We start from the raw sequence: 16,512 nt of genomic DNA, 5'->3' as shown, positions 1-16,512 counted from the left end.
AATCTGTTATCCATGAAAGGGATTAATAGTAACTTTCGTCACTTGCTGTGCCGTCATCGTAATATTCTCCGGCATCATTGTAATAGTCTTCGTTAGTGCCTTCTCCGTTGTCATAGCTCTCATCGTAACTCTCATCATAGCCCTGATCCATCCCGTCACCGGCACCTTCTTCCTCTGTGCCTTCTTCAGGAATATATCCGTCTTCACCTTCAATATCCGGGTCGCCCTCAGCTTCCTGTGCTTCAGGAACATCAAAGCCGTCGCCGTATTGGTTTTCATATCCGTCTTCCAGGAAGTAAGGTGTGACTTCAGGTTCATATTCATTCAGCATGTAATCATCCAGATATTCATAAGGGACAATATAATCGGACAATCTGATATTGATCAAATCATTCGGATCCGGTGCATCCATTCCGAGAGATTCTCTGATAGTCTGTGATATCGCGTACAGATGCTCAGGGTCTGCCATATAGAAATAGGCGCCGTTTCCTGGATTCCAGTAATCAGTTCCGCGGAGCTGAACATTGTTAAATTCTACAGTGTTGAATGCATAGTATGTTGCGAGACTGCGTACAGTTTCCGATTCAAGGTTATGCCTGGAATTACCCGCAACGACACTGATTAAATCATCAATCTGAGTTAATGCACCTGTGGATTTTGCTTTCTCCAAGATAGCTTCAACCATTTCGAGCTGACGGTTTCCGCGGCCGAGATCGGTATCCACTTTACGGCTTCTGACAACCGCAAGTGCTTCTTCACCGTTTAACTCCTGTTCTCCTGCTTCAAGTACGGTGCGTCCGTCGTCTGTGGAGTCCGGCTCATCCATATCAAAAGGAACATCAAAGTTTACACCGTCAAGTGTATCGACGACATCGACTAGAGCGTTCATATTGACTCTGGCATAATAATCGACCGGTACATTAAGGAGTGACTCAACTGCCGAGATAGAAGAGTCCGGCCCGTTAATTCGATGGGCGTGCGTAATTTTGTCAAAATAATTCTCTTCCGGGAAATAAGAGAGTGTATCACGCGGGATACTGACGAGCTTCACTTCATTCTCATCTTTGTTGAAGGTCGCTAAAATCATCGTATCTGTTCTGAAGTCATTCTCTTCAAATTTATCACTCTCGCTGCGTGATTCACTTTCGTCAATACCGAGAATCAGAATAGTAAAGCTGTCGGGTGATTCATCCCCGTCATCTTCGCGGAGTTCCGAGCGCTCACGGTCTGTTGACTGGTATGAGTCGGAGACACCCTGTTCAAATGCATTGAACAGATTGAAGATATAGATGCCGACACCGACTAAGACGACTGCTAGAATTACAATTATTGAAATGATTATTTTTTTCATGAATAAAAACCCTTCTTTTATAATCGTCCCGTCATTTATGAATAATGACAGAACATTCATATTTCATTATAATGTTTTATGACTGTGATTGAAATCAAAATTTTAATGTGTCTCAAGTGACTAGCCTATAATATTATATAAGATATGATAAAATCACAAGTAAAAACTAATGAGAATTTAAACAGGGTGTGGATGATGAAAAAAATATCGATGTTTGTATGGAATAATTTTGTCAACGATGCGAGGGTGTTAAGAGAAGCGCGTGCGCTTTCTGAAGCGGGTTATGAAGTCACAATCAATGCGAAAAAAGAACGTACGGAAAAACAGTTGAAATCATCTGAAAAAGTTTTAGAAAATGTTTATGTGAACCGGATTTATAAGCTCGAACTGCCGGAGAAGATGCAGAAGAAATTAAAGTCATCTGTTTTTAATAAACATATTCCGAATGCACTTCTTATGGTGAAGATGATTTTACTAGGCAGAAAACAGAATGCAGATATTTATCATGCCCATGATTTAAATACTTTGATACAGGGCATTGCGTGTGCGAAGCTCCGACTTAACAGGAAACCGCTGATATATGATTCTCATGAAGTGCAGACATCAAGAACCCATTACGCGTTTCAGAAGATATACAAAGTCGAGAAATTTTTACTACGATTTGTGGATGAAGTAATTGTTGAGAATGAAACCCGCGCAGCATATCACGAAGATTTATATGGTGTGAGGCCATTGTCTGTCCATAATTATTCAGAGAAGTACGATATTGAAGATGTGTCAGAATATCCGGTAAGAAAGACCCATGGTATTAAAGACAGTGAGACGGTCGTATTGTATCAGGGCGGCATGCAGGAAGGGCGCGGACTGTTTAAGCTTCTGGACGCGTTTAAAGAGATTGAAAGGGCAGTCCTTGTCATGATTGGTGACGGAAAAGAAAGAGAGAACCTGATTCAATATCATCAGACAATCGGCATTGAAGATAAGGTGATTTTCATTGAACGTGTACCGTATAAAATGTTGCGGGAGTATACAAAAGCAGCGGATATCGGAATCCAGTTTTTAGAGAATACCAATTTCAATCACTACTCTGCGTCATCCAACAAACTGTTTGAGTACTTAATGGCACATGTCCCGGTCATCGGATCAAAGCTTCCTGAGATTGAAGCAGTGATTGACGGCGAGTCGGTGGGTATGACAGTAGAAGCAGGAAACACAGAGCAGCTAAAAACAGCCATTCAGCAATTGGTTGATGATGAACGTTTAAGAAACCGTTATAAAGAAAATACAAAGACCGCAAAAGAAAAGTATAACTGGCAGGTAGAGAAGGGGAAACTAACTTCATTATATAGGAAACTATTTGATTAAATATAAAGATAACCGTTTTCATGGTTTCCGAAAAGTACTATAATTAAAGCATTATGATAAAAATGTATAATTGAAACTATAGTATAATTATCTGAATACGTTTTATATTTTTTGAAGTATATAATTTATCTTTGAGTTATGTTAGCATTATATGTTGCGAATGTGTAAATTGATTCTTTTAACTAAGTTGAATTAAAAACTTACACACAACGAGAGATTACCATATCAGGGTAGGTCTTAATTTTTGTATTGTTAGGGAGATATTATGAAAATTTTACTGGTGACACAAAATTTCTATCCTGAAATTGGTTCAGGAGCAAATCGATTAAAAAATTTATATATGCAGTTGTCAAAGACGCATGATGTGACGGTTCTCACGACTGAACCGTCTTATCCGAATCATAATTTATATAAAGATAAAAAATATTGGAATGAGCCTGAAATTGACAAATCATCAGACATTCAAAGACTGAAAATGCGGATGGACAAGCAGGGACAGTCACTTAAGATGAGAGTGTTATATTACATAGAACTTGCGTATAAAGTTTGGTTGTACGTGAATAAGCATCAAAAAGAATATGACGTGGTGTATGTGACTTCGCCAAATATTTTTCTTCCATGGGCAACACTTTTCCAGAAGAAAGTAAAAGGTGTTCAGAAAGTGCTTGAAGTCCGCGATTTATGGCCGGACAGTGTTAAAGCAATTGAAAAGATTGATATTAATATGATGTTTCCGGTATTAAAAATTCTTGAGAAAATGATTTATCTTCTGGCGGATAAAATTGTGATTAACAACGAAGAATTCAGAAAGCATATATTGAATCATACAGAATCTAAAGAGATTTTATATCTGCCGAATTCATTTTTAGAGGAAGAACTGCAGTTTAAGGATATTGAAAGTGATTTTAAAGTAATCTACACCGGAAACATTGGATTTGCACAGAGTTATGAGCAGCTAAAAGATATCATTAATAAGTTAGAGCAGGAAAAGGTGACATTCAATATTGTCGGGTATGGATATAATGCCCACAGACTGCAGGCTTATATTGAATCCAAAAATATGAAGTATGTTACTTTTTATGAAGAGAGAAACCGTGAAGAGTGTCTCGAGATGATCAGGGACCATAATGTGGCATTGTCTCTACTGAAAGAAAATGATGTATTCTTAAAAGTACTTCCCGGAAAAGTCATTGATGCGGTAGGTTCCGGTGTGCCGGTGGTATCGAATCTCGGTGGCTACTCTAAAATACTGATTAACGGAAATAATGTCGGGTTTTCTAAAGAACGGTCCACGCCTGAAGAAATCTATAATATGATTAATATTATTCGGAATGATAAGGACCTTGAACTGAGACTTAGGACTAATGCGAGAAAACTAGCAAGAAGACAATTTGTCTGGGAAAACAATATTCAGTCCTTAACAGATTTTTTAAAATGATTATGATTACATAGGAGAATGACGATGAACTATCTGTACAGTGTATTATCATACACCTCATTCAAATTAAATATGCCCACTTTTGCACGTGGCTTTTTCAAAAAAAGCTTATCGATGAAAACGGGAAGTAAAGAACCCGGTATCAGTTTATATGTTAGAGGGGCAGAACATGCGGCCTTATTTGAAATTATCGAACGGGTGAATGTGGACAATGAGTATAAGGCATATTTAAAAGCACTGGTCCATCGTCATGAAAAAAATTATAAGAGAGCATATGAATTAATTGAAAATGATAATAATCCTGAAATTTTAGGTTTTAAAGTGCGGCTTCTTTATGATTTAAAACGTATGAAAGATATTGTGGATGTTTCAAGACAGGGGCATGACGTATTAAAGGATTTGACAGACAAGCAGCAGCAGACCATTTTAAAATATTTTCTAACTCAAAATATGTTTGAAGAAGCAGACCGTATTCTTAAAGAGAGTCAGGCAGCGAACGAGAATCTTTATAATGCGTATGAAGATGCAAAAAACAATATTTTTTATAAGTACACCTGGACTCAGTACAAAACAAGAGTTCTAGAGCTGGATGATTTTGAGACAGACAATTTAATTCATTACAAGACATACATAGATGAACAATCAGAACAAATGCAGGGACTTGGTTATGTATTATTGATTAATCAGTATTTTGATAAGTCTGAGGCAGAGGAAATACTGAATAATGCGTTTGTTCCTTACATTAACTCAAACAGTGATCTGCTGCAGTATGTGGATCCTGCTGCAGTATATAAACTGCACTTCAACTTTGAAGATGAATCTGATGAGGCAATCCAGCTTCAAAATACTTTGAACCAGCTGTATATTAACCAGCCTTCAAAACAGATAATAGATAACGTTACTAAAGGTCTTGAGCATACGCTCTTAAACCATCAGCATATTTTCACAATCAGGAGGCTGATGATTGAAGGGAAAATCAGACTGACAGATAAAGCGTTTAAGAAATTATTCAGCGCCGAACGAAAATTGGAGCCTGTATTTTATAATGCCGGCTTGTTTACAGAAACAGTATTTAAATCAGAGATTGATCAGTTTGTTTATCAGTCATATAGCGGAAAACAGCAGAAACGTGTGTACTCTATGGTGATAAAGCAGCTTCATAGTATAGATGGTAAGCAGGTGCTTCCGGAAAGAATTATGAGTTATCTAGAAAATAATGCTGTTAAAATGTCCCATACCGTAGTTTTAGCGAAACAATACTATATTACAGGACAGACTGATAAAGTTAAAAAGCTGATTAAGTATAAATCAAAAGACAAGCAGTTGAAAATTCACATTCAACTGGCTAAGTTTTTGTTTAATACGAAAGATTTTCAAAAATCACTCTCTGAAATCAAAAAAGCATATGAGATTAAGCCTAAGAATGCAGATGTGTTAAGAGGGCTGATTCGTGCACATCATACACTCGGAAATGTCACAGATCGTTTTGAGTGTCTTGAATTGATGAAAAAATATCATCCGGCACGTATATTTCCGGGTGAGTTTCCAATGGCGAAGCAGGAGTATGACTTTTATAAAAATAACTGGGAAGTCAATTCTGCACTGGAGTACGATTCTTCAGGTACGGATAAGAAGAAAGTATTGTTTGTATTAAACAAGGCACTCCCTGTCGTCAATGGATATACAATCCGGTCAAATGAGATTGTGAAACGTGTAAAAGAAAACGGCTATACACCGGTAATCACGACACGTCTCGGCTGGTCCCCGGTTCATGAAAATTACGACATTCCAAAGGAAAATATCAATGATATTCAAACATATTATATTGATAAATCAGAAAAATATTTAACTAATAAAACACCTATTCTTGAATATTTGGATGCATATGCTGAAGAAATTAAGGCAATCCTTGATAAAGAAAAACCAGGTATCATCCATGCTGCATCGAATTTTCAAAATGCACTGCCTGCTTTAAAGCTTGGTAAGAAATTCGGTATTAAGACCATCTATGAGGTCAGAGGTATGTGGCATCATACGACAAGTTCAAAAATATCAGGATTTTTAGATTCTGCCCGTTTTAATCTTCAGGAACAGCAGGAAGTTCACTGTTGTAACATCGCAGATCAAGTATTTTGTATCAGTGAATCCTTAAAGACATACTTGATTGGTCACGGTGTGGATGAAGATAAAATCACGGTGATTCCGAATGGAGTGGACACGGAAAGTATTTCACCACAAGAGCTGGATAATGAACTGATTCAGAGTTATCATTTAGATAACCATCATGTGCTTGGCTTTATCGGTTCAATCACAAGTTATGAAGGTATTGACCTTGTGATTCAGGCAATGAATGAGTTAAATCAAAATCCTGAAATAACTAAAAAATTTAAATTTATCATTGTCGGGGACGGACAGCACAGAAGCCAGCTGCAGAATTTAGTGGATGAGTTAAATATGCAGAATGATGTAATATTTACAGGACGTATACCTCATGAAGAGGTAGCAAAATATTATTCAGTCATTGATATTGCACCTTTTGCAAGAACCAATGATCTGGTGTGTAAACTGGTGACACCAATTAAAACATACGAAGCCATGGCAATGGCGAAGAAAGTCATTGTTAGTGATGTCGGTGCATTAAAAGAAATGGTAATCGACAGAGTAAATGGAATGTATTTTGAAGCGGATAACAAAGAAGAATTGAAAAGAGCCATTCAGAATATCACGAGTCAGGAGAACCTCGGCACCAGCGCCCGCGACTGGGTGATAAAGGAACGGGATTGGAAAGTGATTATACAAAATGTAGTAAGTGAATATTAGTAAAAAACCATTACCGCAGCGGTAATGGTTTTTGAATGTTTTAGAATTCGTGTCGGGTAAAGAAACGACCTGCGATTCCTAACTGGTCATAATAATTTTTAATATTTCTTGCTGTGGCATATGCCCAGTTTACATCTGTCGCATATTGATAAGTACCTGGATTATTTGGATTCCATCTCATAGAATAAAGAGTGTTCTGTCTGCGTCCAAAGTAGTTTTGGGACACAAACTGTGCACCGCCGATAATTGCTTTAGCCGGAGTATCCCATCCCATCTGCTGTGCATAACGTGCACCACCGAGTACAGCATTATGATCAACAGCACCAATTCCGTACATATTATAATATTTTTTACCACTGTTTGATATATTACCGTTGTTATCTAACCTGACACCTTGCGATAGTTGACTCTGTCCATGTCCTGTTTCCAGTATGGCATGAGAAATTAAATATACTTCATTTACACCATGTGTTCTTGAGGCTTGAGAAAAGGCATTACCTTGATTGGTCAAGATACCTCTGCTGCCAAGCAGGTTATTATTTAAAGTATTAGCAGCGATTCCCTGACTTTGGTCTAGATTTAAGAAAGTATAATCCCATGCACCGCCTTTATGATTGGAGGTATCGAGAAACTGTTTGACTTCATTGCGTGTAGCGTTTCTCCACCCACCATTGCCGTTCCATGCCTGCGGTTTAGCACCCAGACTCATTTGTGTATTCAATACGTTATGTAGAGGTTGATTGTATTTAACTACCTTTGTTTGTGGCTTGTTATTAACAAAATTAGTTAACTTAGTATCCTGCAGCCAACCGTATTGGTTACCTATTTTCCCATAGTAAAAATTTAGTGCTCCAATTTTAATATGCTTAGATGTTTGAAATGCAGAATTACCAAAACTATTCAACCGTTTGGTCTGCTGGTTTTTATACCCCCAGGGATCCGAAAGTAAGAAATCATTTTTCTTAGAAGGTTTGATGGAATACTTCTTACTATGTTTTCTTTCAGCAAGTAAATTAAATATTTTTAAGTCTGTTGATTTCATCCACCCTTGTGAGGGACCTTGCAAGTTTTTATGAATTTTATAATATGTTTCTCCATTGTATACTGCTTTTTCACTAACATATAAAGTTGAATTATTAAAACTCTTAGAAGACATTTTTTTAGTTACTGTAGGTGTCTGATAGATTCCTGAGTTTTTGTTTTTAATCCGTGTAGCGCGACTAATCTTCGAATATTTGGGTTGTGAAATTAACTTAGACAATTTAGTGTTTTGCAGCCATCCATATGTATTCCTAATTTTTCCATGGTAAAAGCTTAGAGAACCGATTTTTACCGATTTTGTTGCTCGAAAAACAGAATTTCCAAAGCTGCTTAGCCTTTTAGTATGTTGGTTTTTGTTTCCCCATGGATCGGAGAGTAAAAAGTCATTTTTCTTGGAAGACTTAATAGAATATTTTTGTATATGTTTTTTTTCGGGATATAAATTAAATATTTTTAAGTCTTTTGATTTCATCCATCCTTCTACCTTGCCATTTAAACGACTATGAACTTTGTAATAAGTTATTCCCTTATAAACAGCTTTTTCTGAAATATAAAGTGTACTTGTATTAAGCCGTTGAGAAGAAATTTTATTTGAGTTGGTTACTGATTTATAAATTCCAGGATTATTTTTAGTTATAAGTCTTGCTGCACGACTAATTTTTGAATATTTCGGAAGTACTGATTTCGAGTTTGCTTTCAGGATTGAGAGACTTGGTTCATTACGACTAATATGAAGTACGGAGTGTTCGTTTAGTGAAGAACCATGTTTTTCTATATTACTGTTTGTCACTGAATTCAATGTTTCCGACATAGTAACTTTTTGATTTGTTTTTATTTCATCATTATCAGCAGTATCGGTAATATCGTCATTCACATCATTTTCACCATTATCAACAGCCTCGATATTATCGTCACTCACAACATTTTCATTAGTATCAGCAGACTCGGTAATATCGCCATTCACATCAGTTTCATCATTATCAGCAGTCTCGGTAATATCGCCATTCACATCAGTTTCATCATTATCAGCAGTCTCGGTAATATCGCCATTCACATCATTTTCATCATTATCAGTAGTCTCGGTAATATCAACATTCACATCAGTTTCATCATTATCAGTAGTCTCGGTAATATCAACATTCGCAGCATTTTCACCATTATCAACAGCCTCGATATTATCGCCATTCACATCAGTTTCATCATTATCAGCAGTTTCAGTAATATCGTCATTTACATCAGTTTCGGCATTGTCAAAAGTATTGGGATTCTCTTCATTCATAACATTCTCATCAAAATCAAAAGAAGTAGTGTTGTCTTTTTGTGGTTCAGTAGCAGTGTCAGAAACAGCATTTACATTGTCTTTCTCATTTTGGGTATTGTTGTGATCCAGAGGTAGATTATTTTCTGACTGATTATTGTTACCACCAATATTTTTATTTGGATGAGTAGAAACATCTTCAATACTAGTGTCATTAATAATTTCCATTTCATCTGCATTTGCATCCAATGAAACTGTTATAATAGAAAGAGCGATTGCTGCTGGAAAAAATAATTGATTTTTGTATCCCATATGTAAATCTCCTGTATTTAGTTTTTTGTAGGCAAGTTTAATCAAACCCAATATCATTTGCCAATACTCTTATAATTGTATCTGATATTTTTAATTATAAAATTAACTGGCGAACTGTCAATAAATATAATTTATTTCCAAGAGAAATAAACTTTATTATGGAGTGGGTCATTAAGATATTATAGAGTAATATAGACACTTGAAGTTCAGAGATTTATAATAAGTTAATATTGTAACGAATTTACATAGTATGAATAGAGGATAAATAGATATGCTTCCACACTTAAATATTTTAAAAGAACAATGGGAAAATAGAAAACTCATTATCAGTTTGAGTATGTACAACTTAAAATCATCATATGCGGGTCACTATTTAGGATTATTTTGGATAATTATAATGCCTGCTATGCAAGTAGCGTTGTATTATATTGTATTTGGACTTGGACTTCGTGGAGATAGAGGGGATGTCGCAGGACTGCCTTTTATTGTACATTTAATTTCCGGCATATTTCCATGGACGTTCATCTCTGCCGGGGTGAACTCTGCTGCCGGGGCTATACAGTCACAGATTGGATTAGTTACTAAGATGAAATTTCCATCCAGTACATTAATTACGATAAATATCACCGTTGGATTAAGAGGTCTATTAGTTACTACTGCGATAGTACTATTAATCTCTATAATTAATGGATACTCTAATCCATTAAGTTATTTAGTTTTCTTTTATTTTGTGATTGCATCATCAGCGTTAATATTCAGTCTTGGTTTGATAATGTCTACTCTGACTATTATAGTCAGAGATTTAAAGAATGTATTTCAGAATGTAATGAGAATGTGTTTCTTTATTACACCAATATTCTGGAGTTTGGATGAAGCAGACCCTCTGCTTCAAAATATTGCATCATTTAATCCATTTGCATATTTAGTAATGACATACCGTACAGCATTTGTTCTGGAAACTGGACCGTTTTATGGTGATATGTTTGATCACATATATTTTTGGACATTCACTTTGTTTTTATTTTATATAGGAGTACATATACATTATAGATTTAGAAAAACAATTGTGGATTATTTATAAGATTTTAGAAATTTGAAGAATGATAGTATAATGAAGAGGTGGATTCACCATGAACTATAAGGTTAAAGTAGACAATGTATCTAAAGTTTATGATTTAAACAGAAGTAAAATTTCAAAGATTATTTCACTGTTTACTTTTGGACAGGTTTACAAAATCAAACCATTTTATGCACTAAAGAATATTAACTTTGAAGTTCAGCCTGGAGACTCAGTTGGAATATTAGGATTAAACGGTTCAGGGAAGTCTACTTTATCTGATTTATTGGGTGAAGTGACTCAACCTACTGATGGTAAAATTGATATTAATGGTAAAAGTTCATTGATTGCGGTCAACGCTGGACTAAATCAGGAATTGACAGGATATGAAAACATACGCATGAAATGTTTGATGCACGGGCTTACTGAAAATGAAATAAATAATAAATTTAAAGACATAGTGGCATTCAGTGAATTAGGTGAATTTTTAGAGCAGCCAATAAAAAATTATTCCAGTGGGATGAAGTCTAAACTTGGCTTTGCTATAGCAATTCACACGGATCCTGACATCTTAATTGTAGACGAAGCACTATCAGTAGGAGATGAAACATTTGCTGATAAGTGTTTCATGAAGATGAAAGAGTTTCAGGGCCAGGGAAAAACTATATTTTTTGTGTCCCATGCAACCGGACAGGTCAAGAAATGGTGTAATAAAGCTGTTTGGATTCAATATGGTGAAATGAAAGAGTTTGGTGACTCACATACTGTAATTAATAATTACAGTGAATTTATCAGTAAATATAAGAGTTTAACTAAAGCTGAACAGCTTGAGTATAAAGAAAAAATGCACGATCAACAAAAATTGAATAAACGTAGTAGTCTGAATCAACCTAAGGAAGATTTCTCAAAATCCGGCCTGACTTTTGGTTTATTATTTTTACTGCTATTTCTTGCAGGGATTTTGGGGCAGGTTATGACACTTCAATAATTGAGGAGTATCTTAATGAGCATATTTAAAGAAAAAAATTTTTATGATTTCATAATTGAATATGACAGGATAAAAAGTAATGATTACTCGAACGAGGATGTAACACGTATATTTGAAAAAGTGGCTGAAAAAAATGACTGTTCCTTAAAATATGGTAAATCTAAATCCGATAGAATTTTGATTTTTGATAATAATGTTATTGGCGGAATGAGAGGTTCAAAACCATCTACAACAAGCAGTCAAGCAGTGAGCATCTGTAACCAACAGGCAGTACTGGAAGAGTATCTTAGAATAGTAAAACAGGAAGAAACAGAAGCTGGACAGCTTGTTTTTAATATAAGAATTACTATAGTTGAGGGTACAGTTGCAGCGGCACTATTAAAAATCCCTAAATACATTATAGGCAATGGAATAAATAATATTGAGGAATTAATCGATAAAAAGAACAGTGAGAGAAGACAAAAAGCGTTTTACAAGAATCATGAAATTAAGTTTGATGCACAATTATCTACAGAGTTAAATAGTCTTGGATTGAAACTGTCTGATGTTTTACCTGAAAATCGAGTATGTATTATTAATGATGATTTAAATGTTTTAAATGGTGCTGAAAGTCTTGATGTTACTCACAATATTTCAGATGAAATTAAAGAAACTGCATTAAATGCAGTTGCAGCTGTTCCTGGTTTATACACTGCTGGTGTAGACTTGTCATTGGATTATATTGAAAGTGATGAAACAAGAGTGGATGGAATATCATTAAGTATCAGTACTCTCATACATTATTTACCTTATAAGGGAAAATCAGTTCAGGTACTCGATTATTATATAAAATCTCTTATTTCAAGTTATAAGAACAAAAATAATTTAAAACTTTCAGAGTATGAACTTAATCTCTTCGACTCTTTGAGTGAATTTGAAAATCGTAAAAAAAATTGTATGAGAAATTTCTTGAAGTACGACATAAAAGGTATACTGGAACTTTCAATTGATGATAAGAGTAAAAAAGAACTTATTGAAGAAAAAGAAAAATTAGAAATGGAAGAGAGAGCGAATATAAGTATTGGAAAAGGTACTTTTTACATTGATGAATCTTTTTCAAGTAATTTAAATGTTCAGGAGAAGGATGTATTAAGGTTATTTAAGCATAATAAAAATACCAAAAAAATTGCGAAGAAAGCTCTGAAAAATGAGATAATACCATTTCCTAACTTTGACAGTGTGCCTTTAGACATAAATTATTATAAAACCGATAAATCTGAAAAATATGGTACAAGTTATCAATTGTATATACAGTCACTCCGCTCGTGTACAGAAGTTTTATTGGAGTTCGAAAAAAGTAAAGATATCAGATATCTTTTTAAAGCTAAAGAAATTATCTATATGTGGATTGATTTTGTAAATGCAGGAACTGAAGAAAAGATGGTTTGGTATGATCACCCGACAGCATACAGGACACAAACAATCATCCATTTTATCTATCTTGCAAAACTAAATGATTTAGATATAGATGATAGATTGTTTACTGCAGTTCTAAAAAAACATGGTGATGTTTTAATGGATGAGTCTTTATACCGGAATAATAATCATGGCTTAATGATGGATAAATCACTATTGGTTCTTGGAAATGTTTTATCTAATCAATTATTTTTCAGTACTGGGTACCATAGGGCAATTGAAACTTTTTATTATAGTTTCAGTGCTCAGGGAATACATTTGGAGAATTCGCCGGATTATCATAATATGGTTGTGAAAATGTATAATGAGATAGAAAGGTATCTAAAATTATCTGGTAAATCATTTAATAAAACAATACTAGGTTATCTGAACTTGTCTTCAAAATATTTAGATACAATAAAGGCACCCAATAACAGGCTGCCTGCCATCGGTGACTCTAATAATACTATTAGAAAGTCACCAAAATATTATAATAATTTTTGTGATGTAGAAGCAGGGATAGGAGTACTGCAGTATAATAAGGAAAAACCTTTCTATACTAATTTTATATGTGGATACAGCTCTCAGGTACATAAACATAAAGATGATTTTGCTGTAGGTATAAATTATAACGGTGAGGATTTTATCATTGATGCGGGGAAATTTAATTATAATCGAAATAGTCCAATTAGGAATTATATGATTTCTACTGAAGCCCACAGCGTATTCAGCTTAAAGGATTATAGCTATGATATAAAAGCGAATAACCGATTTACTAGAAACATTAAAATTTCCGGTTATAATTTTAATGATCAAATTTCTTTTATTAAAGGTACACATGCAGATTATAATAATACTGACACAAGGTTAGCCAGAACTGTGATGCAGATTGATGGGTTACCGGTTTTCATCATTGTTGATGACTGTTTGACAGACAGTCTCATGAATTTTAGTCAAGTTTTTAATCTTCATGAAAAAATTAAAGTGACTCAAAAAAATGATAAGTATTACTTAGAGGGTAAGAATGAAACCTTAGTGATTAAACAGTTTGTAAAGGTAGATTCAGGGAGTATAATTTTAGGTGATAGAACAATACCGGCTGCTGTCAATACAACTGGTTTCGGAGAAGTAACAGAAACAAAACAAATTAAGTTTGAAAAGTGTTCTGATGACTATAATATCTTTTTAACAGCTATTTATGATGAAAATGAAATCAATGAATTGACAATTAGTTATATAAATAAAGAACTCAAAATTGTACTGAATGATAAAGAATATTGCTTAAGTATCTAAGAATTAATGGTTTGATAACCTTAGGATGGGGAAAACATGATTACTGCAAATTTGAATGAAGTTGATAAAGATTTTATTGAAAGTAATAATGGAGAAATTTTGAAGATATATATCGATGAACTGGACTTCTATTTTAAATTATATTTAAAGACAGGAAGCAGAAAGTTGGTTGTTTTTTCAAACGGGGCTCTTGATATTACAAAAAAACAGCCACCGGTTTTTATGAGATCAAGCTGGCATGAGGAAATACAAGCGAATTGCTTATTCATAGATGACCGTACAATTCATAATAACAATCTAAAAATAGGGTGGGGCATTGGTTCAAAAGAAAGACATTATCTAAAAGATTATAACAAGTTTGTGAATCATATTTGTACGCTTCTTGATATTGAGAAAAGCAGCTTAATATATTACGGCTCTTCGGCTGGCGGATTCATGTCAATCGCAATGGCAAGTGCGAATAGAGGAGCGAAGGCCATAGTTAATAATCCACAGACATATGTGTCCCGTTATCATGAGGCTATAGTAAAAAAATTGTATCAACAAATATTTCCGGATAAATCTAAAAAGGAAATCATTGCTGAATACAGCGATCGGTTGTCTTTAGTTAATATTATGGCAAGAAATAAAAATGTACCTGAAATATTCTATTTGCAGAATAGATTGTGTCAAAGTGATATGGATAACCATTTGACTCCGCTATGGAAAAATATGGACAGGTATAAACTTAATTCAAGAAAAATTAACTTTACACTTTATAATAACCGGCGGGCAGGACACAATCCTATAGGTAAAGAACAGACAATAAACTACATCAATACAGTAGTTAATAACGAAATTAAAAACTTATTTTAGCTTTGAAAATTAATAAAACATAAAAACAGTAACAAGGACGATAATAAATCACTCCTTATTACTGTTTTTTAGTTATTAACTAATAATTTCTCTTCTTATTTTTTTGAATAAAGAGTAAGAAGTCTAACATTAATTTATTAGTGCTTTTAATCTGGTGAGCATATTTATCACAGTAGTTTTGAAAATCATTTTCTGACATCTGAGAGATTATTTCTATGGTGGACGATAATAATTGCTCTTTTTTTATAAAAGGGCTGTTAATTTCCTGTTTTAAATATACAGGATATCCCTTAAAGCCGTCAGGATACTCATAGGCGTCTCCAATAAGACCGGTAAAATTTCCATTGGAAAGTACAGTCTCTAACATCCAAATGTTCTTTTTATCTGGAATCTCTATATAGCTGAACGTTTCCGAATATGATTGAGCAAGTGATTGTAAAGTGTAATTATAAGTCAATGAGAATCTTGAGTTAATGGAGTCATCCGTCAAATTAACTCGAACTCTGTATTTTCCGGTTTCCGTTAATTGATATTCAAAGTACCTTGAAGTTGTAGGAGACATTTTTTTAAATGGACGGCCGTCTTTATATAATTCATAAATGTACTCTCTTTCTTCAATATGATTAATATAAACAGAGAGAATATTATCTTCTAATTTCTCATCAAACAGTAGCTGATTATAGTAATTATCGGATGAGAATTTTTTTAGATTTTGATTTACTTCATTGTAAACTTCAATAGGTGCTGTTAATTTTTCATTTAATGGATGATTTACCGTTAAAATAAGTTTATGATCAATTCTTTCTTCAATTAATTTATATAAACCATTTATGAATTGCTTTTTATTTTCATCATTAGGTAATATTTTTAAAATAATTACTTTTTCGTATTTTTGAAGTAATGTGATGAAACTCTCTAAATTCCTATAGATTGCTCTAAACTTTTGAATGTTTCTCAAAATGTCTACATCTGGTTTAGTTTCAAGTAAATTAAAGGAAGATAGATTATAGAAGCTATCTTCGAACTCTACAATATCATTAAGTTCACTTAATAAATCAATCATAATTACTTCAGAATCTGATTTTAAAAGGTCAGGGTACAGAAGTTTATTTAAATCACGATAAGCTACAGTGATATCATTTAAATCAGTGGTATTTAGTTCTTTCATTGTCGTTTCATGGGGTTTTGAAAGAAGAGATAAGATACTTTGTCCTTCTACAATATTATTTACATCAAAGCCAAAATTTTTAAATTCAGTTAGTTTACTGGAAAATTTACTACCAATAATATCAATTTTCAT

Annotated in this window: 10 protein-coding genes; 7 read left to right on the top strand and 3 right to left on the bottom strand. The window is 34.0% G+C overall.

Annotated features, from left to right (window positions below; all coding sequences use genetic code 11):
- Positions 1–22: 22 nt before the first annotated feature.
- The gene (locus tag ACFSX4_RS06055; protein WP_377772569.1) at positions 23–1,351 is read right to left on the bottom strand and encodes an LCP family protein; all 1,329 of its coding nucleotides are present in this window, start codon (positions 1,349–1,351) and stop codon (positions 23–25) included.
- Between the two features lie 195 nt (positions 1,352–1,546).
- Here ACFSX4_RS06055 and ACFSX4_RS06050 point away from each other — a divergent pair, with 195 nt between their 5' ends.
- From ACFSX4_RS06050 to ACFSX4_RS06040, 3 genes are all read left to right on the top strand, one after another.
- Positions 1,547–2,716 carry a glycosyltransferase family 4 protein gene (locus tag ACFSX4_RS06050; RefSeq protein WP_377772567.1) on the top strand — a complete coding sequence of 390 codons (1,170 nt, stop codon included), beginning with the start codon at positions 1,547–1,549 and terminating at the stop codon, positions 2,714–2,716.
- A gap of 265 nt (positions 2,717–2,981) precedes the next feature.
- Positions 2,982–4,154 carry a glycosyltransferase family 4 protein gene (locus ACFSX4_RS06045; RefSeq protein ID WP_377772565.1) on the top strand — a complete coding sequence of 391 codons (1,173 nt, stop codon included), beginning with the start codon at positions 2,982–2,984 and terminating at the stop codon, positions 4,152–4,154.
- Between the two features lie 24 nt (positions 4,155–4,178).
- On the top strand, positions 4,179–6,974 hold the full coding sequence (locus tag ACFSX4_RS06040; protein ID WP_377772563.1) for a glycosyltransferase: 2,796 nt from the start codon (positions 4,179–4,181) through the stop codon (positions 6,972–6,974).
- A gap of 40 nt (positions 6,975–7,014) precedes the next feature.
- Here ACFSX4_RS06040 and ACFSX4_RS06035 read toward each other — a convergent pair whose 3' ends face one another.
- Positions 7,015–9,585, bottom strand: a complete 2,571-nt coding sequence (locus ACFSX4_RS06035; protein WP_377772561.1) for an N-acetylglucosaminidase — start codon at positions 9,583–9,585, stop codon at positions 7,015–7,017.
- Between the two features lie 271 nt (positions 9,586–9,856).
- Between ACFSX4_RS06035 and ACFSX4_RS06030 the strand changes: the two genes are divergently transcribed.
- From ACFSX4_RS06030 to ACFSX4_RS06015, 4 genes are read left to right on the top strand one after another with little or no spacing between them, the layout of a single operon-like run.
- Entirely contained in the window at positions 9,857–10,666 is an 810-nt protein-coding gene (locus ACFSX4_RS06030) for an ABC transporter permease (protein WP_377772559.1), read from the top strand.
- A gap of 49 nt (positions 10,667–10,715) precedes the next feature.
- Positions 10,716–11,630 (top strand): ABC transporter ATP-binding protein, encoded by a 915-nt coding sequence (locus tag ACFSX4_RS06025; protein WP_377772558.1) that lies wholly within the window; start codon positions 10,716–10,718, stop codon positions 11,628–11,630.
- Positions 11,631–11,645: 15 nt separating this feature from the next.
- On the top strand, positions 11,646–14,357 hold the full coding sequence (locus ACFSX4_RS06020) for a heparinase II/III domain-containing protein (RefSeq protein ID WP_377772556.1): 2,712 nt from the start codon (positions 11,646–11,648) through the stop codon (positions 14,355–14,357).
- Positions 14,358–14,393: 36 nt separating this feature from the next.
- Positions 14,394–15,212 (top strand): glycosyl transferase, encoded by an 819-nt coding sequence (locus ACFSX4_RS06015; RefSeq protein ID WP_377772554.1) that lies wholly within the window; start codon positions 14,394–14,396, stop codon positions 15,210–15,212.
- 79 nt (positions 15,213–15,291) lie between these two features.
- On the opposite strand, the gene ACFSX4_RS06010 is transcribed toward ACFSX4_RS06015, so the two are convergent.
- The gene (locus ACFSX4_RS06010; protein WP_377772552.1) at positions 15,292–16,512 is read right to left on the bottom strand and encodes a hypothetical protein; all 1,221 of its coding nucleotides are present in this window, start codon (positions 16,510–16,512) and stop codon (positions 15,292–15,294) included.

Origin of the sequence: Corticicoccus populi, from assembly GCF_042686195.1 — a bacterium.
GTDB classification, from domain to species: Bacteria; Bacillota; Bacilli; order Staphylococcales; family Salinicoccaceae; genus Corticicoccus; species Corticicoccus populi.
The sequence above is the reverse complement of the archived record's forward strand: the minus strand, read 5'-3'. Positions and strand labels throughout refer to the sequence as shown.

Excerpts from the sequence above, each read along its gene's own strand:
- ACFSX4_RS06050 (WP_377772567.1), top strand. The coding sequence starts at position 1,547 with ATGAAAAAAATATCGATGTTTGTATGGAATAATTTTGTCAACGATGCG.
- ACFSX4_RS06025 (WP_377772558.1), top strand. The coding sequence starts at position 10,716 with ATGAACTATAAGGTTAAAGTAGACAATGTATCTAAAGTTTATGATTTA.
- ACFSX4_RS06045 (WP_377772565.1), top strand. The coding sequence starts at position 2,982 with ATGAAAATTTTACTGGTGACACAAAATTTCTATCCTGAAATTGGTTCA.
- ACFSX4_RS06035 (WP_377772561.1), bottom strand. The coding sequence starts at position 9,585 with ATGGGATACAAAAATCAATTATTTTTTCCAGCAGCAATCGCTCTTTCT.
- ACFSX4_RS06040 (WP_377772563.1), top strand. The coding sequence starts at position 4,179 with ATGAACTATCTGTACAGTGTATTATCATACACCTCATTCAAATTAAAT.
- ACFSX4_RS06030 (WP_377772559.1), top strand. The coding sequence starts at position 9,857 with ATGCTTCCACACTTAAATATTTTAAAAGAACAATGGGAAAATAGAAAA.
- ACFSX4_RS06015 (WP_377772554.1), top strand. The coding sequence starts at position 14,394 with ATGATTACTGCAAATTTGAATGAAGTTGATAAAGATTTTATTGAAAGT.
- ACFSX4_RS06020 (WP_377772556.1), top strand. The coding sequence starts at position 11,646 with ATGAGCATATTTAAAGAAAAAAATTTTTATGATTTCATAATTGAATAT.
- ACFSX4_RS06055 (WP_377772569.1), bottom strand. The coding sequence starts at position 1,351 with ATGAAAAAAATAATCATTTCAATAATTGTAATTCTAGCAGTCGTCTTA.
- ACFSX4_RS06010 (WP_377772552.1), bottom strand. The coding sequence starts at position 16,512 with ATGAAAATTGATATTATTGGTAGTAAATTTTCCAGTAAACTAACTGAA.